20 protein-coding genes are annotated in these 22,462 nt (G+C 38.8%); 12 read left to right on the forward strand and 8 right to left on the reverse strand.

Features of this window, described 5'->3' with window-relative positions:
* Nucleotides 1-133: 133 nt before the first annotated feature.
* The gene (locus M3189_RS07235; protein WP_251633150.1) at nt 134-1,228 is read left to right on the forward strand and encodes a hypothetical protein; all 1,095 of its coding nucleotides are present in this window, start codon (nt 134-136) and stop codon (nt 1,226-1,228) included.
* Between the two features lie 113 nt (nt 1,229-1,341).
* Here the strand turns inward: M3189_RS07235 and M3189_RS07240 are convergent, their stop codons facing one another.
* Nucleotides 1,342-2,160 (reverse strand): S1C family serine protease, encoded by an 819-nt coding sequence (locus M3189_RS07240; protein ID WP_251633151.1) that lies wholly within the window; start codon nt 2,158-2,160, stop codon nt 1,342-1,344.
* 121 nt (nt 2,161-2,281) lie between these two features.
* Between M3189_RS07240 and M3189_RS07245 the strand changes: the two genes are divergently transcribed.
* Entirely contained in the window at nt 2,282-3,199 is a 918-nt protein-coding gene (locus tag M3189_RS07245) for a ketopantoate reductase family protein (protein WP_251633152.1), read from the forward strand.
* Nucleotides 3,200-3,298: 99 nt separating this feature from the next.
* Here the strand turns inward: M3189_RS07245 and M3189_RS07250 are convergent, their stop codons facing one another.
* Nucleotides 3,299-4,633 (reverse strand): NAD(P)/FAD-dependent oxidoreductase, encoded by a 1,335-nt coding sequence (locus tag M3189_RS07250; protein ID WP_251633153.1) that lies wholly within the window; start codon nt 4,631-4,633, stop codon nt 3,299-3,301.
* 72 nt (nt 4,634-4,705) lie between these two features.
* On the reverse strand, nt 4,706-5,101 hold the full coding sequence (locus tag M3189_RS07255) for a hypothetical protein (RefSeq protein ID WP_251633154.1): 396 nt from the start codon (nt 5,099-5,101) through the stop codon (nt 4,706-4,708).
* Nucleotides 5,102-5,325: 224 nt separating this feature from the next.
* Between M3189_RS07255 and M3189_RS07260 the strand changes: the two genes are divergently transcribed.
* Nucleotides 5,326-6,360: a fatty acid desaturase gene (locus tag M3189_RS07260; RefSeq protein ID WP_251633155.1), complete on the forward strand. Its 1,035-nt coding sequence runs from the start codon at nt 5,326-5,328 to the stop codon at nt 6,358-6,360.
* An 81-nt stretch (nt 6,361-6,441) separates the two neighbouring features.
* Entirely contained in the window at nt 6,442-6,945 is a 504-nt protein-coding gene (locus M3189_RS07265; RefSeq protein WP_251633156.1) for a response regulator, read from the forward strand.
* Between the two features lie 47 nt (nt 6,946-6,992).
* On the opposite strand, the gene M3189_RS07270 is transcribed toward M3189_RS07265, so the two are convergent.
* Nucleotides 6,993-7,361 (reverse strand): SET domain-containing protein, encoded by a 369-nt coding sequence (locus M3189_RS07270; RefSeq protein ID WP_251633157.1) that lies wholly within the window; start codon nt 7,359-7,361, stop codon nt 6,993-6,995.
* Between the two features lie 111 nt (nt 7,362-7,472).
* Between M3189_RS07270 and M3189_RS07275 the strand changes: the two genes are divergently transcribed.
* Nucleotides 7,473-8,327 carry a dimethylarginine dimethylaminohydrolase family protein gene (locus tag M3189_RS07275; RefSeq protein ID WP_251633158.1) on the forward strand — a complete coding sequence of 285 codons (855 nt, stop codon included), beginning with the start codon at nt 7,473-7,475 and terminating at the stop codon, nt 8,325-8,327.
* Between the two features lie 52 nt (nt 8,328-8,379).
* On the opposite strand, the gene M3189_RS07280 is transcribed toward M3189_RS07275, so the two are convergent.
* The 3 genes from M3189_RS07280 to M3189_RS07290 form a co-directional block, all read right to left on the reverse strand.
* Nucleotides 8,380-8,574: an alpha/beta-type small acid-soluble spore protein gene (locus M3189_RS07280; RefSeq protein ID WP_251633159.1), complete on the reverse strand. Its 195-nt coding sequence runs from the start codon at nt 8,572-8,574 to the stop codon at nt 8,380-8,382.
* 74 nt (nt 8,575-8,648) lie between these two features.
* Nucleotides 8,649-9,776 carry a CAP-associated domain-containing protein gene (locus tag M3189_RS07285; RefSeq protein WP_251633160.1) on the reverse strand — a complete coding sequence of 376 codons (1,128 nt, stop codon included), beginning with the start codon at nt 9,774-9,776 and terminating at the stop codon, nt 8,649-8,651.
* Between the two features lie 225 nt (nt 9,777-10,001).
* Entirely contained in the window at nt 10,002-11,609 is a 1,608-nt protein-coding gene (locus M3189_RS07290; protein ID WP_435368070.1) for a ribonuclease J, read from the reverse strand.
* Nucleotides 11,610-11,853: 244 nt separating this feature from the next.
* On the opposite strand from M3189_RS07290, the gene M3189_RS07295 reads away from it, so the two are divergent.
* The 7 genes from M3189_RS07295 to M3189_RS07325 all read left to right on the forward strand — a co-directional run bounded on the left by M3189_RS07295 (nt 11,854) and on the right by M3189_RS07325 (nt 21,322).
* On the forward strand, nt 11,854-13,047 hold the full coding sequence (locus tag M3189_RS07295; RefSeq protein ID WP_251633162.1) for a MalY/PatB family protein: 1,194 nt from the start codon (nt 11,854-11,856) through the stop codon (nt 13,045-13,047).
* A gap of 165 nt (nt 13,048-13,212) precedes the next feature.
* Nucleotides 13,213-13,980 carry an NAD-dependent protein deacylase gene (locus M3189_RS07300; protein ID WP_251633163.1) on the forward strand — a complete coding sequence of 256 codons (768 nt, stop codon included), beginning with the start codon at nt 13,213-13,215 and terminating at the stop codon, nt 13,978-13,980.
* A 174-nt stretch (nt 13,981-14,154) separates the two neighbouring features.
* Entirely contained in the window at nt 14,155-15,471 is a 1,317-nt protein-coding gene (locus M3189_RS07305) for an FAD-binding oxidoreductase (RefSeq protein ID WP_251633164.1), read from the forward strand.
* Nucleotide 15,472: 1 nt separating this feature from the next.
* On the forward strand, nt 15,473-16,819 hold the full coding sequence (locus tag M3189_RS07310; RefSeq protein WP_251633165.1) for a (Fe-S)-binding protein: 1,347 nt from the start codon (nt 15,473-15,475) through the stop codon (nt 16,817-16,819).
* Complete coding sequence (locus tag M3189_RS07315) at nt 16,806-18,251, forward strand: FAD-linked oxidase C-terminal domain-containing protein (protein ID WP_435368065.1); 1,446 nt, start codon at nt 16,806-16,808, stop codon at nt 18,249-18,251. The genes M3189_RS07310 and M3189_RS07315 overlap by 14 nt, the downstream gene beginning before the upstream one ends.
* A 54-nt stretch (nt 18,252-18,305) precedes the next feature.
* Entirely contained in the window at nt 18,306-20,483 is a 2,178-nt protein-coding gene (locus tag M3189_RS07320; protein ID WP_251633167.1) for a malate synthase G, read from the forward strand.
* Between the two features lie 71 nt (nt 20,484-20,554).
* Nucleotides 20,555-21,322 carry an IclR family transcriptional regulator gene (locus M3189_RS07325; protein WP_251633168.1) on the forward strand — a complete coding sequence of 256 codons (768 nt, stop codon included), beginning with the start codon at nt 20,555-20,557 and terminating at the stop codon, nt 21,320-21,322.
* A gap of 41 nt (nt 21,323-21,363) precedes the next feature.
* On the opposite strand, the gene M3189_RS07330 is transcribed toward M3189_RS07325, so the two are convergent.
* Nucleotides 21,364-22,353, reverse strand: coding sequence for an NADPH:quinone oxidoreductase family protein (locus M3189_RS07330; RefSeq protein WP_251633169.1), 990 nt, complete (start codon nt 22,351-22,353; stop codon nt 21,364-21,366).
* Between the last annotated feature and the right edge of the window lie 109 nt (nt 22,354-22,462).

Below are 22,462 nucleotides of genomic sequence, written 5' to 3' on the forward strand. Positions count from 1 at the left end.
TTCTGCCTATCTAAAAAAGTAAATCACCTAATCAGCACTTGGTGGTTTCTTTTTTTTTAGTGTGGGTTTGTCCAATACATTGAGCTGTAATTTACATAGTATAGTAGCAATTAATGATTGGTGGTGAACACACATGCTTACGATATACCAACCTGAAAAAGTTAACATCAATGGAAATGTGCGCTTGCAGGCAAAGTTTGAGATTGCCGGGGTTGAGGATGTACTTTGGTATGAGACGAATGAGAAGTTTGGACGTTATATGACTACAGAACGGGTGGATGCTTTTTTAGTTGGCCTGCTTTGGCTTGGTATTAGGAAAGGGGAAAATATTAAGGTAAAGGGTCCTTTATCTGCAAAATTGTTTTATGGATTAAATTATCATTTACTCCCATTAATTTCACAAATATATAAGTACAAGCCGATTCAGGTTCAATGTGACCAACTTGTTTCATCAGCTTTGCCAAATGAGGGAGCAGTTGGCACTGGGCTTTCCTGCGGTATTGATTCATTGAGTACGGCCATTGAGCATCAAGGCAAGGATATTCCTGAAAATTACCAAATTACCCATTTTACCTTTTTTAATAATGGCTCTAGCAATTTTTGGGGGACGAGGCAGAGGCAGGACAAGCTTTTTCATGCTAGGGTAGCATGGGCGAAAGCGTGCGCTGAAGAACTAGGGAAAGAACTGATAGTGGTAGATAGTAATATTAATGATGTATTAAAGATGAGTTTTGTAAGAACACATACCATGCGGAATGTATCGACGTTGTTAGTTTTTCAGAAGCTGTTTCGTATATATTACTATTCTTCTACCTTCCAAACCTTGTATACAAAATTCAACAATGATTCTGCTTCCTATGAAGTCATAAGTCTCCCGTTGTTGTCTACAGAAAACGTGACCTTTTACTCGTCTGGCAATAACTACACCCGTGTGCAAAAAACCCAAATGGTTTCTAATTTTGAACTCTCCTATAAATATTTAAATGTTTGTCTTACTAGAATTCACAACTGCGGACGGTGTCTGAAATGTAAAAGAACCTTACTGACCATGGACATTCAAGGATCTATTGAAAATTATAAAAATATTTTTAACCTGGTGGCTTTTAATAAAGTAAAGGACGATTATATAAAAGAGGTCATAGCGTCTAGAAAAAGAGATCCGTGGTTTAGAGAAATCTATGAAGAAATGGTGAGAAAAAACTATCTTAAGAAACGGGATGGATCATAAAGCTAAGTCTTCATTGAGGTCAATTTTTTACGTTAGGATACGAATGGGGACCTCATGAACAATTCATGAGGTGTATTTTTATATTCATATATTGTTGTATCTGTCATTGGATATTATTCAGATATAGAATCTACTATTTCCTTAATGTAGTGAGAGGGAATTGCGATACCTACAATTTCTTTTGTTTCTAATTCAGGGTTTTGCAGCGTAGCAAAGATAACACCAACGACTTCACCATTTTGATTCAGTACTGGGCTGCCACTGTTTCCTTTATAAATAGGGGCTTCAATCATCATAACCGGTACTTCCCAGTCGGTTAAGTGAGCTTTTCCTATGATTTTACCTTGATTGGCGATTTGGGTAAAAGCTAACGGATTTCCAATAAAGATGATTTCCTCGCCAATCCATTTTTCCCAATACTGGTTGAAAGCTAGTGGAAGAAAAGGGAGGTTTTCTCCGTCAATTTTTACAATTGCAACATCTATTTCTGGATGTTTGGCGACGACCTTACCAATATATGCATCTCCAGATTTGAAATGGACATTTACTCTATTTGTACGGTCGACAACGTGTTCATTGGTAACAATTAATCCATCAGCTGTGACTGTAAAACCCGTTCCTTTTGTTCCATCCCATTCAATCGTCACAACGGACTTTTTGTATTCTTTCACTTCTGGCTGCTTTGATAATTGATTTGACACTTTAACAAAGTTAATGGCAGGGAGGTTGAATATATTAATCCACACCTCTAAACCACTTATCAAAAGCGCTAGGACGAGCAGGGAACTAACGATTTTAACCATAAACCTTTTCCGCTTCTTCTTTTGAAGTTTTTCTTTTTCCCATTCCTTCTTATCTTCCGGATTAAAAAAAGCCTCCCAGTCGATTTCGTCATCTGTAAGTTGTTTTGGTTCGTTATTTTCGTTATCCAAGTTTTATCCCTCATTACGGATTTTATATATCCCTATTATATCGATATTAATGGAAAAACGAATTATTATTATCCCTACAATTTTCATGATAAAATTAAAAAAAGCGGAGGGGACTTATAAGATGGAAATTAATAAAGTATCGATTATTGGATTAGGAGCATTAGGAATATTAATTGGAAGTCATTTAGCCAAGAGAATGCCAAAGGAAGATGTAAGAATTATTGCCGACCGTAAGCGTATTGATAAATATAAAAATGAACATGTTTATTGTAATGGTGAACGTTGTGACTTCCACTACGTAGCACCTGAAGAACCCTGTGAACCAGCAGATTTACTTATTTTTACAGTGAAATACCAAGGCTTCCATGATGCCATCCAAGCTGTTAAACATCATGTAGGAAAGGACACAATCATTTTATCCGCCTTAAATGGCATTACCAGTGAGGGAATTATTGGTCAAGTTTATGGTATGGATAAGATTCTTTATAGCGTGGCCCAAGGGATGGACGCGGTAAAAGAAGGAAACAAACTTACATATGAGCATATGGGAATGCTTTGCTTTGGAGATCAGAAGCCTGGAATGATTTCTGACAAGGCTAAGAGTGTTGCGGCTTTTTTTGATAACATTGATTTTCCTTATGAGGTAGACACCAATATGAATAAGCGCCTATGGGGAAAATTTATGCTAAATGTTGGAGTCAATCAAACCGTTGCGGTTTATAAAAGTAATTACGGTGAAGTTCAACAGGAAGGTGTAGCGAGGGAATCCATGATTGCAGCGATGAGAGAGGTAATTACCTTATCTGAATACGAGGGGGTCAACCTTACTGAGGATGACCTGAACTATTGGTTAAGCGTGTTAGATACTTTAAGCCCAGAGGGGAAACCTTCCATGGCGCAGGATTTGGAAGCTCGGCGTTATAGCGAAGTGGCTTTGTTTGCGGGAGCAGTATTGGAGAAGGGTGAAAAACATCAAGTACCAACCCCTGTTAACCAAAAACTATATAACACCATAAAATCCATTGAAAGTACATATTGAAGAAGAACCAACATTATCTGCGGAGCACCAAATAGTTAAATTCAATTTTCAAAAAAGCTGTCCTCTAAATTGGAGGACTGCTTTTTTATTCATTGGTTTTTAAGATTTACGAAATTTTGAAAAAGTAAATTTCAATACACTTTTAATGATACTTGGCTTCATTAAAGATGTTATGGGTCGAACTAGATTCATTACTTTGATAAACGAGTCGTAAACCCCTTGATTTTGCGAGGATAAAAGAAAAATGTTTTTTGCATACCATTGCTGAACAGAAAGACCAAATGGCTTTTTTCCTTTAGTGGCAGGATATCGGAAATCTTCTGTAATGACCATATTCCAAATAGGGGAAATAATTTTCGCTGCTCTTTTGTGAAATGCCATCGGAACTTTATGTAGATCTCCCTTATGTTTCTTCAATAGCTTTTGTAGTTCAAGTGCCTCTAAAACAGCAATACTCATTCCTTGTCCAAATACAGGATCGATTCTGCAGAACGTGTCACCAATCAGCAATAGGCCTTTTGGCAAATTTACCTTATCAAACCGTTTCCAAATAATTTGAGGAATACGGTATATGAACGTCTTGGATAAAGGAGTCGCATTTTTTATTTCCTGATAGATATCTTGTTTTGGAAGTGTTTTAGCTAATTCTAAGAAACTCTCATCACTTTTTAGTACTTCTTTATCATTAATAGCATTATGATATCCCATCAGTGTGACAATGTAACGATTATCCTCAACTTTTGAAAGAGTCCCGCCCACTTTTTCATGTGGCGGGTTAGGATACACCAACTTAATTTTCCAGTCTCTATCTATATTTTCGGACAGCTGAAATTGTTTACTAATATAACTTAGATTGATTTCCACTTTTTCATTTGGTACTAAGATCTCTCGTTTGTTCAGCCAACTTGACGTTAGACTACTAAATCCACTGGCATCGACCACAAGATCTGCTAAGATTGATTCATCTTTTAGTTGAACACCAATAATTTGATTTAGTTTCTCATTATAGATAAATTCCTGGACTACTTTATTGTAATAAAATACAACATTAGGAATTCTTTTAATATACTTGTCAATATGCCATTCTAAATGTGGGCGCGTCTGTAGGGTGGTACTATATCCACCATCATAACGAACCTTCCACGCACCATGGTGATACCAAGCGAGATCATTGGTAGAGTTGATTTTAACTGCACCACTTTGATAAAAATCCTCTGTTATTCCAGGAAATAATTCTTCTAGACCATACTCACCAGCATGAAGAAGGGCATGTAAATGCTCTCCCTGAGGGGCACCTTTTCTGGGTGAAGGTCCTGCTGGTTCTTGATCTCTCTCAAGTATGAACACTTCTTTATAATGATCTGATAATACACGTGCAGCTAATTTTCCTGAAATACCCCCGCCAATAATAATTGCAGTATTTTTTGAAGACATAAAATTTACCACCTGCCGTAATAATTAATAAAAAAAGACAATAGAAAAAGCAACCCCAAGGAGTTACTTAAGTTAGGCACCAAGTTTTTTTGATGTGTATAACGAGTTAGTTTCATCCCAGTGAAATATACCTTCTTGGAGTTGTATAGTTGTATCAAAAGGACGAGGTATCGGTAAATCTCCCAGCTGCTCCATCAACTGTTCTCTTAATTGAAGGAGTTCATTTCTCGAAGCAATCCGAATAACTTGTTTTATGGAGAGCTCATTTAAGTTGATACTTTTACTGGTACAGATGCTATCCTGAAAAGGCTTGTTAAACTGGATCATCATTTGTAAATCATTGAGGCAGGCAACTCCAAAAACATCTTTAATAATGTCATCATATTTAAGTTGGTAGCCAGTTGCAAATTTAATAATACTCTTTTCAGGATTTTCTAAAATATAAATTGTATCAATTTGATTTTTCATTTATAAGCACCCTTTTGTTCTAAACAGTAGTCTCATTACTTACACCACTGCGTTAGTTAATTAAAACATTATTATTTTATTATAGCACAGATTTGAGTTTTTGGGGTAAGGGACAATCTGTATGTGACATTTGTCATACTCTGCACATGACACCTGGTACTTACTGTAATGATTTTATTTCCCTATAATAGATTTAACGACACAAACCGAAGGGAATTAAAAATATGTCAGTACAAGAAAATACTAAAAATTTACGAAAACAAGTTGCTCCTTATGAAAAATCAACAACTAAAGAAAGTGTATGGCAAATCATAAACACGGTCGGACCGTTTATCTTATTATGGTTCCTTGCTTATCAAAGTTTAGCTGTTTCTTATTGGTTAGCATTGGTTCCAATAATTGCTGCAGCAGGGTTTTTAGTACGAATTTTTATCATCTTTCATGATTGTACCCATCATTCGTTTTTTAAGAACAGAAAGGCGAATCGTGCAGTTGGTACAGCAATGGGAGTTTTAACATTGTTCCCGTTTGATCAATGGGGTCACGAACACTCTGTTCATCACGCAACTAGTGGTAACTTAGATAAGCGTGGTACAGGAGATATTTGGACACTAACAGTGGATGAATATTTGGCAGCACCGCTTAAACTTCGTTTAGCTTACCGTTTTTATCGTAATCCTATCGTTATGTTTGGCTTAGGACCAATCTATGTTTTCATGCTGAAAAATCGTTTTAACCGAAAAGATGCACGTAAAAAAGAGCGTATGAACACCTATTTAACGAATGTCATTCTAGTGGCTTTGATAACATTGCTTTGCATGACAATCGGATGGCAGTCATTTCTGCTCGTACAAGGTACAATTTTCATGATTTCAGGTTCAGCAGGTATTTGGTTGTTTTATGTGCAGCATACCTTTGAGGATTCATATTTTGAAGAAGATAAAGACTGGGAATATGTAAAAGCCGCGGTTGAAGGAAGCTCTTTTTATAAGCTTCCAAAACTTCTGCAATTTTTAACTGGTAATATTGGTTTCCACCATGTTCACCACTTAAGCCCAAGGGTTCCTAATTATAAACTAGAAGAGGCTCATAATGAGACGACTCCATTACAAAACGTACCAACGATTTCACTTGCAACAAGCTTAAAGTCGCTTCGTTTCCGTTTATGGGATGAAAAGGCGAAGAACTTTGTTGCTTTCAAGGACGTCAAAGCCCTAGCTAAAAAACGTATTTCTGTTCAAGCAAAACCAGAATTGTAATGTCACCCAACTTGGCAGACTCTCCTTATGGGGAGTCTCTGCATATATTGCAGCAGCAGCCTGATAAGGAGAGATAGGAAAATGATTCGAATTGTTATCGCAGAGGATCAGGAACTGCTGTTAGAGGCCATGGGAAATCTGCTGAATCTTGAAGATGATATCGAAGTTGTTGGAACTGCAGTGAACGGGGAAGAGGCCATCTTGCTTGTGAACCAATTACAGCCGGATGTTTGTATTATGGATATAGAAATGCCTGAAAAGAGTGGACTAGAGGCTGCAGAGTCTTTACTGCTCGATAGCTGCAAGGTGATTATTCTAACTACCTTTGCGAGAACAGGATATTTTCAACGAGCATTGAAAGCAGATGTGAGAGGATATTTACTTAAAGACAATCCAAGTGAGGAGTTAGCTTCTTCTATTCGGAGCATTATGGATGGAAGGCGGATTTATTCGAAGGAACTCATGGACGAGGATATCAGTGAAACTGACTCGCTTTCGCCGAGCGCTACTCCTACTATCAATAAAGGATCTGTTAAAAATTATCTTTCCTCTATTATGGATAAAATAAAGTTGCCGACAGGCTAAAAAAGCATCCAATTCCATGGATGCTTTTTATGCTTACGAGGGGTAAATTAATAAACATCGAACCACATTGGCTCATCATCCTCAGGGTCCCCATTGTAATTGATTAGAATTTCATCACCATTTTTTATATTCTTATAAGCAAAAATGTCGATGGTCTGATTTTTTAAATTGAGTTTATATAAAGCATTCGGGGTGAAGGAATGGTTAAACAGCGAACCATAACCTAACGCTAACGCACATTCTTCATAATCCTCGCCCCACCAGAACACATATTCAATCATGATGGTTTTTTTCAAATACTTATACTCATCCTTAGGAGATATAATCACTGGTGCTTCGTGAATTAGTTCACCCTTCTTAATATTACGGGTTGCAAATATCCCTCTGCCATACTTTGATTTCTTCACTTCAAACATAAAGTTGTCACCACCATTTTTGAATCAATCATTTTAGTATCAATCTATGACAGAATGGGTAAATTTGATTTAGATATTCTTTTTTTGATGGATTTTTGAGGAGGTAACGAAATGAATGAAACACCAAAGGTCAATCATAAAACCTACTGTGCAAATGAGTATGATTTATTAAGGCGAGTGATTCTTTGTGCGCCACAATATATGACCATTCGAGAAGTCATCAATGAAACACAGAAGGAATTTGAAGATGAAGGCATACATATAAAAACAGCACTAAAACAACATCGGGAATTCGTAAGAATCTTAGAAGAACAAGGGATTGAGGTTATTTTATTACCCTATCATAAAAAATACCCGGAACAGGTGTTTACCAGAGATATTGGCTTTACGTTAGGACAGACTATTTTCGTCGCTAAGATGGCACATGATGTTCGTATTGGTGAAGAAGATGTATTAAAACGATGGTTAGAGGATGAGGAAATGTCTTATTACAGTTTGGCTGAGGACAGGATTGAAGGTGGAGATGTAGTTATCGATGGTAAGACCATATACGTTGGCTTAAGTAACCGGACCCATCAGCAAGCAGTAGACCATTTACAGGGTCTCCTTAATCAATTTGAAGTGAAAGCCATTCCGTTTAAGGAAAAATATCTCCATTTAGATTGTGTTTTTAATGTCATATCTCCGGAGGTTGCCCTGATTTATCCGCCAGCTTTGACTAAGGAAGATATCGACCTTTTTTCATCGCGCTATGATTTGATAGATGTATCAGAGGAAGAACAATTTACATTAGGAACCAATGTATTAAATATCGGTAACAAGAAAATTTTAAGTTTACCCGTTAATAAACAGGTAAATGAAAAGCTGCGTGATCGAGGATTTGAAGTGATTGAAGTGGATATTACAGAAATCATTAAATCCGGTGGTTCCTTCCGTTGCTGTACGCTTCCTATCTTGAGAGGATAAGAAAAAAGGCTGTCCGAGTATCTCGGGCAGCCTTTTTATAGAAATCAATCGGTTATTGGCCTTGTTGATTTCGTAATGATTGTTCAGCGTAGGCAACAAGCCGTTTGGTCATTTCGCCTCCGACTGAACCGTTTGCTCGTGCGGTAGTATCAGCACCAAGTTGAACTCCAAACTCGCTGGCGATTTCTTCTTTCATTTGATTCAGCACGTTTTCTGAACCAGGAACCACTAGTTTGTTTCTAGCCATGATACATCACTCCCGACGAAGTTATTTGAGCAATTAGAAATTGCTCGTGATTATTTTACCCTAATTCATTTGTATTAATTAGCATAATAATTTTGCGTGTAATAAGGCTGTGATTTTTCATTAAAAGCGACCCCAACGCCTAGGTATTCGTAATCTTGGCGTAGAATATTTTCCCGATGTCCCAATGAATTCATTAAACCTTCATGGGCAAAAATACTGCTCAATTGACCATAAGCTAAATTTTCTCCTGCTGTATGAAAAGCAACTGCATCCTCTTTCATACGATCAAAAGGAGTTTGTCCCTCAAGATTCTTATGATCGAAATAATCATTTTCTGCCATATCTGCACTATGTTCTCGAGCCGTTTCCCTGACATGGTCGTCCCAAGTTAAGATAGGGAGCTGATGATTGACACGTGTAGCATTGGTTAAGTCGAACATTTGGAATTCAAAGCCTTCTTTTAAGGTCTGAGTGGCTTCCGTATAAAAATCTTTTTTGTTTTCTTCTATGGCTTTGCTTACTATTTGAATGGCTGTTACAGTATTATTCTCATGTTTATCATAAAAAATGGTTACATAAGAATCCTCCGATAAAAATAAATCATTGTCACTATCCTCTTGAAGCTGGTAAATGACCATTCCCTTTTGAATTTTCGTAATCGGTTCACCGAGAATGCTGCGAACACTTTCTTTTGACGAACTGCCGATTTTGATTCCATTCGTGGAAGCTACTAAATCTTGATTCGTATATAGACCAGCTGCTTTGTTTTTCTCATCATACATCACCATGAAGAAATCATGATAGTTCTCATGGTAAGCATGCCAATTTGCTCCGTATTCATTAACTGAGACCCGTTTTGCTATGCCCAAATTATGCTCAATGTCAGCTTTTTCATTTCCAAGCTCGACATTATGAACAGAAAAGGTTTGTTCCGATGGAGAAGTTAACTCAAGTTTTTCTTGTGGAGCTTCCTTCGATTTTTCTTGAACCTGCTGTATTTCATCTAGTTGAAAGCCAAGCTGTTTTAATATCTGCTGGATATCCTCATAGAAGACACTAATGGTTTCTGGCACTACAAGAGTTTCTTTTAATGAAGAGACGAAATCGGCTTGAGTATCTGAATTATCCAGCTGTTTTGCAATAAATGGCCAAGAAATATATATCAAAAATAAAATAGCGATTAATCTAAAAAAACGAAACATAATATTCCTCCAATTCTATTAGGAGTATAGCCAATTTCGCTTAACTGTAAAATAAATTAGCACTGAAATCAAGATTAATTTTCGTTATTCTGATTATATTTGCGTTAATTAAATTATATCTGCGATAAACAGAATATATCTGCGTAAAATCAAATATATCAGCGATGCTAAAAATTGAAATGTCAGGCACAAAACAAAGTGCCTGACATTTGCATACCTCGCTAATTATATCTCAAGGATAATCGGAAGAATCATCGGTTTTCTCTTCGTATGCTTGAATAAGTATTGACCAACTGACTTTTTAATATTTTGCTTCATCACATTCCACTGGCGAATATTGTCTGCTTCTAATTCAAGAATCACTTTCTTAACAAGTCGGTTTATTTCTCTAATCAAATCCTCAGATTCCTTTACATAGACGAATCCACGTGTGATCGTATCAGGACCCTGAATAATTTTTCGATCGGATTTACTGATGGTTAAGACAACAACGAGCATCCCATCCTCAGAGAGTTGTCTGCGGTCACGTAAAACAATTTCCCCGACATCACCCACGCTAATTCCATCAACATATGTGTCTCCTGCCGGAATACTTCGAGTCTGACGGGCAACAGAATTTTCAATATCCACCACATCACCATTTTTTATGATAAACGTATTCCCTTTTTCAACACCAACTGATTCCGCTAACTGCCGGTGATGGTGGAGCATTCGATATTCACCATGAATCGGAATGAAATAGGTTGGCTTCATTAATGTAAGCATGAGTTTTAAGTCTTCCTGATAGCCATGACCCGAAACATGCATACCGGTAGAACTTCCTGAACCATAAATGACTTTAGCTCCCAGTTGGAATAAGTTGTCGATAATTCGAGAAACACCCTTTTCATTACCAGGAATAGGTGATGCAGCTAAGATAACGGTATCCCCAGGGTAAATCGTTGCATCCCGGTAATTTCCTGTTGAAAGTCTGGCAAGTGCTGCATTGGGTTCGCCCTGACTTCCCGTGCACAAAATTACAACCTTATCGGGAGGAAACTGTTCAATTTCATTTGCACTTATCAGCATTCCATCCGGAACATTTAAATACCCACGTTCTAGGGCAACATCCACTACGTTCACCATACTGCGTCCAAGAAGTGCTAGCTTACGATTTGTTTTTATTGCTGCCTCAACGACTTGTTGAACACGGTTAACATTTGATGCAAAAGTGGAGAGGATGATCTTTCCCTCTGCCTTCATAAAAGCCTCCACTAAATGTTCAGCGACCATTTTCTCGGAAGGGGATAAACCTTTCCGCTCGGCATTGGTACTTTCGGATATTAAAGCAATAACACCTTGTTGGCCAATCTGAGCCATTTTATGAATATCACTATACTGGTCATTTGACGGTGTTAAATCGAATTTAAAGTCACCGGTATGAACGACATTTCCTTCTGGAGTATGAAATACAATTCCAAGACAATCAGGAATACTATGACTCACTTTGAAAAAGGAACAAGTGATTTCCCCAAACTCAAGTGTGGACTCCGAATGGATAGTGACAAGCTCACTATCCCGAAGTAGGCGATGCTCTTCTAACTTTAATTCAATTAGTCCTAAGGTAAAACGAGTAGCATAAATCGGTACATTTAATTTCTTCAAGAAGAAAGGAATACCGCCAATATGATCTTCATGACCATGTGTCACTATCATCGCTCGAATTTTATGCTGATTTTCCTCTAAATAAGTCATATCAGGGATAATCAAGTCAATACCCATTAAACTCTCGTCTGGAAATTTACCCCCGCAATCAATCACCAAAATATCGTCGCCATATTCGATTACATACATGTTCTTACCAATTTCATTGATTCCGCCTAAGGCGAAAATGGATAATGTATTCTGATTGGTTTTCAAATCTGAATCCTCCCAGTGCTTATTAGATAGAATTAGTATTCCCTTTTGAAGTCCTTTATATCGAAAAAGAGCATTTTGAGAGAAGGTAGTAATAAATTGGAAATATAATCATTTATGGTTTACCATTTGAATATGTACAAAATAAAAACCAGGTAAAAATGAAAGGGAGGTACCCCTAGTGAAATATAATTTTGATGAGATCGTAAATCGGAGAGGGACTTATTCCATAAAATGGGATGGAGGTAAGATTCTTAAAGCCATGGGTTTTACGGAAAGATATGATGAAGATACGATTCCCTTATTTACAGCTGATATGGATTTACCTGTTCCCCAACCCTTAATTGACGCACTACATAAAACCGTGGATCATCGAATTTTTGGTTATTCTGTATTTCCAGATGAGTATTTTGAAGCAGTGCAGCACTGGTTCAAAAAGAGACATAATTGGGAGTTCGAAAAGGAAGAAATTGTGTATAGTCCGGGTACGGTTCATGCATTAAATGTTGCAGTTCGGGCGCTTACACAACCGGAAGACGGAGTGATTATCCAGCGACCTGTATATCCTCCGTTTACCTCTTCTATTAATGCGAATGGAAGAACCCTGTTAAATAATGCACTCATCGCGGATGACGAAGGCTATTATTCGATTGATTTTGATGATTTTGAAGCGAAGGCAAAAGATGAAAAGACGAAAATGTTTATTCTATGTAATCCGCACAATCCAACAGGAAGAGTGTTTACCGAAGATGAACTCAGAAAACTTGCTGCTATCTGTGTGGAAAATAATGTCCTAATTATAGCGGATGAAATTCACGGAGATATCATTCGACGTAATCAAACATTTACGCCAATTGCAAAAGTAGTTCCAGAATATAAAGATTATATTATTACGTTTACAGCGATTAACAAAACCTTTAATTTGGCTGGCCTTCACTGTACGAATGTCATTATTACGAACCCAGAATTGAGAAATACATATTTTGGCGTAATGGGCATGCATTTACCATCACCCTTTACCGTTTCAGCACTTCTTTCGGTATACCATGATGGAGAGGATTGGCTCGAACAGCTGAAAGAATATATCGACGGCACGATGGAATGGGCAGTGGAGTTTTTAGCGGAAAAGATGCCAAAAGTGAAGGTGAGAATTCCAGAGGGAACCTACATCATGTGGATGGACTTTAGTGCTTATGGTATTTCGCCTGACGAGGTTCATGACCGGATCTATAACAAAGCAAATGTCTTATTAGAAGATGGGAAAATGTTCGGCGATGAAGGACTACAATATCAAAGAATCTGTATTCCTTCACCGAGACCGATGATAAAAGAAGCCTTCGAGAGAATCGCAAGAGAATTTGAAGACTTAAAATAGGTAAATAGGTTTTTCTGGCGGAAGAAGAGAAATACTGGCGGATGGCAGAAAATACTGGCGGAAAACATGAAATACTGCCGTATAGCACTATGCTAGCAAGATGATAGCGCACGCTACACAGGTTGATATACTTAAAAAAGCACCAAGTTTCATAGGAGTGTTGATATGGCGAACAGCATGCTTCAAACCTGCACGAACTTAATAAAAAATGCCCAGAACATTGTCGTTCTATCGGGTGCTGGAATTAGTACCGAATCAGGAATCAAGGATTTTCGTTCACAAACAGGAATTTATCAGATGGCACCAGAATATATCCTTTCTCTCGATAATTTTTATCACAACCCAAAGGGATTTTATCAGTTTGCGATTGAAAACCTTTACCACCCTGATGCACTCCCTAATCAGGGACATGAAATTCTCGCACAATGGGAAAACGAAGGAAAAGTTAGCAGCATTATCACGCAAAATATTGATGGGCTCCATCAAAAGGCGGGGTCCAAACTGGTAATTGAATTTCATGGGACCATGAAAACAGCTTCCTGTCAAAATTGCCAACATGCCTATTCAACCGAAGAAATGATCAACAGATTAACTACCATGGATGACTTTTATATTTGTAACCATTGTCGTACACGTACTGAAAAAGAAAGATATATCAAGCCCGATGTGGTCCTATTTGGAGATTCCGGTAAATGGTTTTCCATTGATGGTTTCAATGAAATCTTAAACATCATCAATCAAGCGGATTGTCTCTTGGTGTTAGGAACAAGTTTGAAGGTGACTCCATTCTCCACTTTTCCACAATACAAGAGTGAAGGTACTCCTTTGATTATTATCAATAAAGGTGACTCGCCATATGACCTGAGCAAGGATTCGTATGTCATTCACGACTCGATAGGAGAAACATTGTCTCGGATTAAAGAGAATTGTTGAAAATGTTTTTTAGTGCCCCCTTAATTAAAGGGGGCATATATATGTTTGTTTAAATTTTCTAAATAGATTGACAATTTTGTTGAGGGAAAATAAAATTAAAGGGGATTAGAGAAGATTTTATCAAAATAAAATAGAAACGCTGTTTGTTATTACGAAACAATGGAGGTAAAGGAATTGATAATTGACGAAGGTCTGTCTGAAATAAAAGCTTATTTTAAAGAATTACAGCTAATAGAAGAGGACCAACATCATCCACTGGGGAATTCCGGAAGAGTAAGAGTTTCTCCCAAAACCGAAGAAGAAATTTCTTCATTTTTATCGTATGCAAATACGAAAGGACATTCTCTCTTCATAATGGGAAATGGCACAAAAAGAGGATATGGCGGGTTGTTAGAAAAAGCAGACATTCTCTTGTCATTAGCTCAATATACTGGAATCGTTGAGCATAATCCTGGTGATATGACATTGACGGTGAAAGCGGGGACATCGTTCCAAGAAATTCAAAACTATTTAGCACCATACAATCAAAAAATCCCACTGGATCCTTTTTATCCGAATCATGCAACAATTGGAGGAATCATTTCTGCCAATGATAGTGGACCAAAAAGATTGGGGTACGGTTCAGCAAGGGACAATGTTATTGGTCTCAGAATGGTCTACCCTGATGGAACACTTATCACTTCTGGTGGCAAAGTGGTGAAAAACGTTGCTGGCTACGATATGAATAAGTTATTTATCGGTGCAATGGGAACGCTCGGTGTCGTGTCACAGGTGACATTGAAACTGCGGCCGATTCCAAAATATGAATCTATTCTTTTCGTAGCCTTTCCCGAAAATAATCTAGAAGAGATTCAATCCTTTGCAGTCAAGGTGCTTGATTCAATGATTGAACCCATCAGCCTCGAGATTTTAACCCCCACCTTAGCTGGGAGATTGACGAACAATAATCAATATACATTGCTTATTTCGTTTGAAGATGTAAAAAGCTCCGTACACTACCAAGAAGAAGTTATCAGGAGTATTACACCTGAAAAAACTACACTAACATCCCTATCACAAAATGAAGCAACAATCTTCTGGGATAGATTCTATCACCAACAACCTAATGGAATAACAAATTCTTCATCAACAGTGGCAGTTCTCAAAATCGGTGTGACCAATTTAGATGTGATTAAGATAGTAAAAGAAACAGAATTAATCGGTGATTCTTGTCATGTTTCCATAGAAGCACATGGAAGTTTAGGAACAGGATTATGTCAAATGACTATTCGTGGAGCAAGTGATGATGTCGTTTTTGCTATCAAAAAGATTAGAGAAATAGCTGTACATCGTGGAGGATATGCGATAGTAAAGCATCTACCATTCTCTCTTCGCAAGATCGTAAACGTTTGGGGAGATAAATCTCCATATCATTTCCTTTTTGAGGGAATTAAACAAAAAATTGATCACAACCAAATCTTGAACCCAAGTCGTTTTGTCGGGGGGATTTAACGTGAATGTAAAAGAAAAACAAGACCTGCAATGCTATTCAACTCTCGGAAACTATTTGTGGCGTGACCCTCCGCAGGAAAGTAAGTGGGCTGATTGTGTTCATTGTGGTATGTGCTTGGAATCATGTCCTACATATGAACAAACAGGTGAAGAGCAGCATTCCCCGCGTGGCCGTGTTTATCTAATTAAAGCAGTGGCCGAGGGCAAGCTGGATGTGGATGAACATTTTGCGTCGCCCGTTTTTTCTTGTTTAGATTGCCGTGCCTGTACAACTGCATGTCCTGTTGATATAGATGTTGGCGGTCTCATAGAAGAAGCAAGAGGTCAAATTAGGCAAGCGATACCTCTTAAGGGGTGGAAAGGGGCAGTGAATAAGTTCTTCCTCCATGGTGTGTTCCCTCATCATAATCGCTTGAGGTCGCTTGGCGGTTTGTTACGATTTTATCAAAAAAGCGGCATGCAAAAAGTGGTCAGAAAAACAAAGCTCATTAATATTATGCCGCAGCATTTAACAGAAATGGAATCTATCATGCCAGAAGTGAAAGGGTCTATACGGAAAAAATTCACTTCGGAAATAAAAGCAAAAAGTGAAACAAAGCATAAAGTGGCGATGCTGACTGGCTGTGTGATGGACGTTTTTTTTAGTGATATCAATGAGTCCACAATCAATGTGCTCACTCGAAATGGAAATGATGTTAGTATTCCGAAAAACCAAACTTGCTGTGGGGCTTTGCATGTTCATGCCGGTGACAGAGAGATGGGGAGAAAGCTGGCGAAGCAGAATATTGAAGCATTTGAGAACGAGGAAAAGGTGATTGTCAATGCAGCTGGCTGCGGGTGCATGATGAAGGAATATTCAGAGTTATTTCGTGATGAACCAGAATGGAAAGAACGTGCTGAACAATTCGAAGAGAAGGTAGTGGATGTTTCCAAATACTTGCATGACACTGGATATGAAAAGCCAAAAGCAAAAATGAATATGCGCATCACTTACCATGACGCTTGTCATTTAGCACATGGCCAAGGAGTAAGAAAGGAACCCCGAGAGATACTTCTCGACATTCCTGGGGTAGAAATGGTCCAAATGCCTAATGCAGATCGGTGCTGTGGTAGTGCCGGAATCTATAATATTACCAACCCTGAAATGGCTGATGCCGTGCTCAAAAGTAAAATGGAAAATGTTCCAGATGACGTTGAAATGATTTCAATGGGGAATCCCGGCTGCATGATGCAGATGGCTTTAGGTGTCCAGAAATATGGAAGAAATCAGAAGATTGTCCACACCGTACAGCTGCTCGATTGGGCTTATCAAAAAGAAGAAGGGGATTTGAATGATGTCAGTTATTAGAATTGATACCACTGACAAGCATATTATTAATCTCGCATCAATTGTGAGCGGCGCCCGTTCCATTTTGTATAAAAAGGTAGACTTGCTTGCATATGATTGCGATGGGTTTACAATTCATAAGCATTTGCCAAAGGCAGTTGTCTTTCCGAAAAACACAGCTGAAGTATCCCAAATCGTTAAATATTGCTCTGAAAATAAACTCCCTTTTCTTGCCCGTGGTGCGGGAACTGGGTTAAGCGGCGGGGCAATTCCGATAAATGGTGAAGTGATCATCAGCATGGTTCGCATGAAAAAACTAATCAGTGTAGACCTTGAAAATAGGCAAGCAGTGGTTGAACCGGGCTTCGTCAATTTGAAACTAACAAACTCCATATCTGATAAGGGTTATTATTATGCCCCCGATCCTTCTAGTCAATATTGCTGCACCATTGGAGGGAATGTCGCAGAAAATGCTGGCGGGGCACACTGCCTTAAATATGGGGTAACAACCAACCATATACTTGGACTTGAAGTCGTACTTCCGAATGGAGAGATTATTGAGATTGGTAAAAATGGAGTGTTAGATGAGCCTGGATACGACTTACTCGGGCTTTTGACAGGTTCAGAAGGGACGCTGGGAATTGTCACGAAAATTACCGTTCGAATTCTCAAAAATCCAGAAGGAAAACAGACCGTTTTAGCTTATTTTGATAGAGTTGAAGATGGAAGCCAGGCTGTATCAGATATTATTTCAGCGGGTATTGTTCCGGCGGCACTGGAAATGATGGACAAAACAGCGATTGAAGCAGTGGAAGCTGCTGCATTCCCTGTCGGACATCCAAAGGATATTGAAGCGGTTTTACTAATAGAAGTAGACGGAATTGCTGCGGGAATAGATGAACAAATCAACCAAATCGTCAAGGTTTGTAAAAAAAGAAATGTTCGTGAGGTTCGAGCCGCTAAAGATGAGGAAGAAAGAGGACGATGGTGGGCCAATCGAAAAACTGGCTTTGGGGCAATGGGAGCCATTTCTCCTGATTATTTAGTACAGGATGGTGTCATTCCTAGGAGCAAACTGCCAGAAGTCCTGCGGAAAATTGCTCAAATCAGTGGGGAATCTGGTTTGCGAATTGCCAATATTTTTCATGCCGGAGATGGCAATCTCCATCCACTTGTTCTATTTGATGCTCGTAAACCTGGAGAAATCGAAAAAGCACTAGAAGCAGGAAGCCAATGTTTAAAAGCATGTGCAGATGTTGGTGGCACGATAACAGGTGAGCACGGAGTAGGAATTGAGAAGCGGGAAGAAATGCGCTTTGTTTTTAAAGAAGAGGAAATCCTTGCACAAACCAATATACGTGAAGTCTTTAACCCTGATAATTTGTTGAATGCCGGAAAACTTTTTCCGACTCCAGGGCGCTGTGTGGAAATAAAAAAAGAAATGAAAGCCTAATGTTTTTCATAGAAACACTGTTTTGTAATAAGAAATTTGAAGGAGGAACAGTAAATGGTTAACTATGTAAAAGTGGGAGATATACAGGTAGCGAGTGAACTCTATGAGTTTATAAATTCAGAAGCATTGCCAGGCAGTCAAGTGAATCAGGAGACATTTTGGACAGGTTTTGAAAAAATCATCACCAAGTTGACTCCGAAAAATAAGGAATTACTCGCAAAAAGAGATGAGCTTCAAAGGAAAATTAACACCTGGCACCGGGAAAATAAAGAATTCGATTTTAATAGATACAAAACTTTTTTAGAGAAAATCGGCTATCTGCTGCCAGAACCGGACGATTATAGCATTTCTACTGAAGGGGCAGATGATGAAATTGCTCGTAAAGCTGGACCTCAATTAGTCGTACCTGTTGATAATGCCCGCTATGCGATTAATGCAGCCAATGCTCGGTGGGGTAGTCTGTATGACGCCTTATATGGCACGGATGTCATTAGTGATGAGAGTGGTGCCAAGGCACAAGGTGGATATAATCCTGTACGCGGGGAGAAGGTCATTGCCTTTGCTAGAGAATTCCTTGACCAGAGTGTTCCTTTGCAGGCTGGTTCGCATAAAGAGGCTAAAAGCTATACTATTGACCAAGGAAATTTAGTAGTAACCTTAAGTAATGGGGATCAAGCTCATTTGAAAAATGAAGATCAATTTGCTGGATATCAAGGAAATCCAACACAGCCATCAGCTGTCCTATTGAAAAATAATGATAACTATTTTGAAATCCAATTTGACCACGGCCACCCAATTGGAAGAAGTGATGCTGCAGGTGTAAAAGATATTCTCCTAGAATCAGCACTCACCTCGATTATGGATTGTGAGGACTCTGTGGCTGCGGTGGATGCACAGGATAAGGTACTCGTTTACCGGAATTGGCTGGGTTTAAATAGAGGTACTCTTTCTGCCACTTTTACAAAGGGAAATAAAAAAGTAACACGAACACTTAATCCTGACCGCAGTTACGTGTCACCTAGTGGCAGTGAATTCACTTTGCCAGGTCGTGCATTAATGCTCGTTCGAAATGTCGGCCATTTGATGACCAATAATGCAATTCTAGATGGGGAAGGGGATGAAGTTCAAGAGGGAATCATCGATGCTGTTGTTACTTCTCTATGTGCCAAGCATTCTATCAATGGAAACACCACCTTCAAAAATTCTGAAACAGGTTCCATTTATATAGTAAAGCCAAAAATGCATGGTCCAGAAGAAGCAGCATTCGCAAATGATCTATTTAATCAAACAGAAGATTTACTGGGATTAGCCAGAAATACATTAAAAATTGGGGTAATGGATGAGGAACGCCGGACATCGTTAAATCTAAAAGCCTGTATCTATGAAGTTCAGGAGCGTGTTGTTTTCATCAACACCGGATTCCTTGACCGGACGGGGGACGAAATGCACACGTCCATGGAGGCAGGTGCGATGATTCGTAAAAATGAAATGAAAACAACAGTCTGGCTGCAAAGCTATGAAAAATCAAATGTTAATAATGGTCTGTCAACCGGATTTCAAGGAAAAGCTCAAATCGGTAAAGGTATGTGGGCAATGCCTGATTTAATGAAGAGTATGCTGGAGCAAAAAATCGGACATTTATTGGCTGGAGGGAACACAGCTTGGGTCCCATCTCCAACCGCCGCAACACTTCACGCCTTGCATTACCATCAAGTAAATGTGAAGGGTGTACAAAATAATCTATTAAGAAGCATTTCTGATTTGCGAGATGATATTTTGCAAATTCCTGTTGCAGGAAATAAAAATTGGAGTCAAGAAGAAATTCAAGCAGAGCTTGATAATAATGCTCAGGGGATACTAGGGTATGTGGTCAGATGGGTTGAGCAGGGAATAGGCTGCTCAAAGGTACCAGATATTAATAATATTGCACTAATGGAAGACCGAGCTACTCTTCGTATTTCCAGCCAGCACGTAGCGAACTGGCTGCATCATGGAATTTGTACGAAAGAACAAGTGGTTGAAACAATGGAACGCATGGCAAAGGTAGTGGATGAACAAAATGCTGGCGATTCTGCGTACACACCTATGGCACCTGATTTCGATCAATCTGTTGCTTTCCAAGCTGCATGTGATCTTGTGTTTAAGGGCTATGACCAGCCAAGTGGATATACTGAACCCATCTTGCATAGCCGCCGACTTGAAGCGAAAGCTAAATTTTCTGTCAGATCCTAATTAATGTTGAGATCAGGGCGTTTTATTGATAAAATGCCCTGACTAAGTTCTGCTTAACGAGGTGAGCAAGTTTGCAAAGAGATAATGTGGTGAAGTCTGTAAGCAGGGCACTGGATATTATTGCACTAGTGGGAATGAAAAAAGGCGGACTTGGTGTAACAGAGATTGCGAATCAAATTGATATCAATAAAAGCTCTGTGTTTAGAACCCTCTCCACACTTGTTCAATATGGGTATATCGAGCAGGACCGTGAAACAGGTAAATACAAGCTTGGCTATAAGTTTCTGGATATTAGTTCGAAGCTGTTGGATTCCATCGATATAAGGGCAGAAGCGAAACCCTTTCTGGAGGAACTAGAAAATAAAACGAATGAAGTCATTCATCTCGTTGTCTACGACCAGGGGGAAGTCGTTTACATTGAGAAATTAGAAGGAACGGAAACCTTAAGAACTCATTCAAAGGTTGGAAAAAGAGCTCCCATGCATTGTACATCCGTTGGGAAGGCGATTCTAGCCCATTTACCTGAAAATGATGTCTTTTCAATCCTGAACCGAAAAGGAATGCCCTATCATACAGACCATACCATTACTTCAATCGAGGCAATCCTTCAAGAGTTAAAACAAATACGACAAAGAGGTTATGCTTTAGATTTGGAAGAAAATGAATACGGGATAACCTGTATCGCAGCCCCCGTTTTTGATCATTTAGGAAAAGTGGTTGCGGCCGTGAGTATATCTGGACCAACCACAAGGATGACCAAGGAAAGAATAACCCAGCTTGGACCGATTATGATCCAAACCAGCCAGCAGCTATCTGCGAGACTAGGGCATCTTAGCTAAAAAAGCCGCAAACCAGTTTCTGGATTTTGCGGCTTTTTCCTTTAGATTTTTACAATAAAACGACCTCTTGCCTGCCCTTGTAAAATGATAGGTAGTGTCTGTGGAAGCTCTTCTAGTCTTATTTCTTTGGAAATGGAATCTAATACTTCCGGTTTGAAATCGGTTGCCATTCGCTCCCATAATGGTTTGCGTACTTCCATTGGACAATAGACAGAGTCAATTCCGAGGAGATTAATACCTCGAAGGATGAATGGAAACACAGTTGTAGGAACGTTGCCGCCGCCTGTTAATCCACTGACAGCAACGGAACCATTGTAATGGATTTTACTTAAAATAGCCGCTAGAGATTCTCCGCCAACTGGGTCGACAGCAGCTGCCCAAAGTTGTTTATCTAGAGCTCTTACTTTCCCGTTGTATACTTCATCCCTAGAAATAACCTCTTTTGCGCCGAGTTTATGTAAATATTCATGTTCACTTGATTTTCCTGTACTTGCGGCAACCTCGTAGCCTCGTTTCGCTAAAATGGCAACCGCAATACTTCCTACGCCACCAGTAGCACCCGTAACTAACACTTTACCCTTTTCAGGAGTTAGCCCATTTTCTTCAAGTCTTTGAATAGAAAGGGCTGCGGTTAACCCACCGGTTCCGTAAATCATCGCTTCTTTTAACGTAAGGTTTTCTGGTAACGGTACAATCCAATCAGCCGGAATTCGTGCATATTCACTATAACCACCATAATGAGAGACACCAATTTCATAACTAGTAGCAATAACTTGATCTCCTGCTGAATAACGAGGATCTTCAGAGGAGACTACAACTCCTGCCAAATCAATCCCAGGAACAAAAGGATAAGACCTTACGATTTTCCCTTCAGGAATACTAGCTAAACCATCTTTGTAATTAATACTTGAATAGGCAACTTTAATCAATACCTCGCCAGCTGGTAAATCATTAAGGGTAAGGTTTTTAACCCCCACACTGAAATCAGTTTCTGTTTTATCAACCACTAATGCTTTGAAACTCTCCTTCAAAACGATAACCTCCTTTATTAATAAATTTCCATTTTCATCATACTACATTATAGTTAGACTTTAGAACTCTTTAAGTAAACTGGGGTGGTATTATCTTTGTAGCAGCGTA

The organism is Neobacillus niacini (genome assembly GCF_023715415.1).
In the GTDB taxonomy this organism is placed as follows: Bacteria; Bacillota; Bacilli; order Bacillales; family Cytobacillaceae; genus Neobacillus; species Neobacillus niacini_C.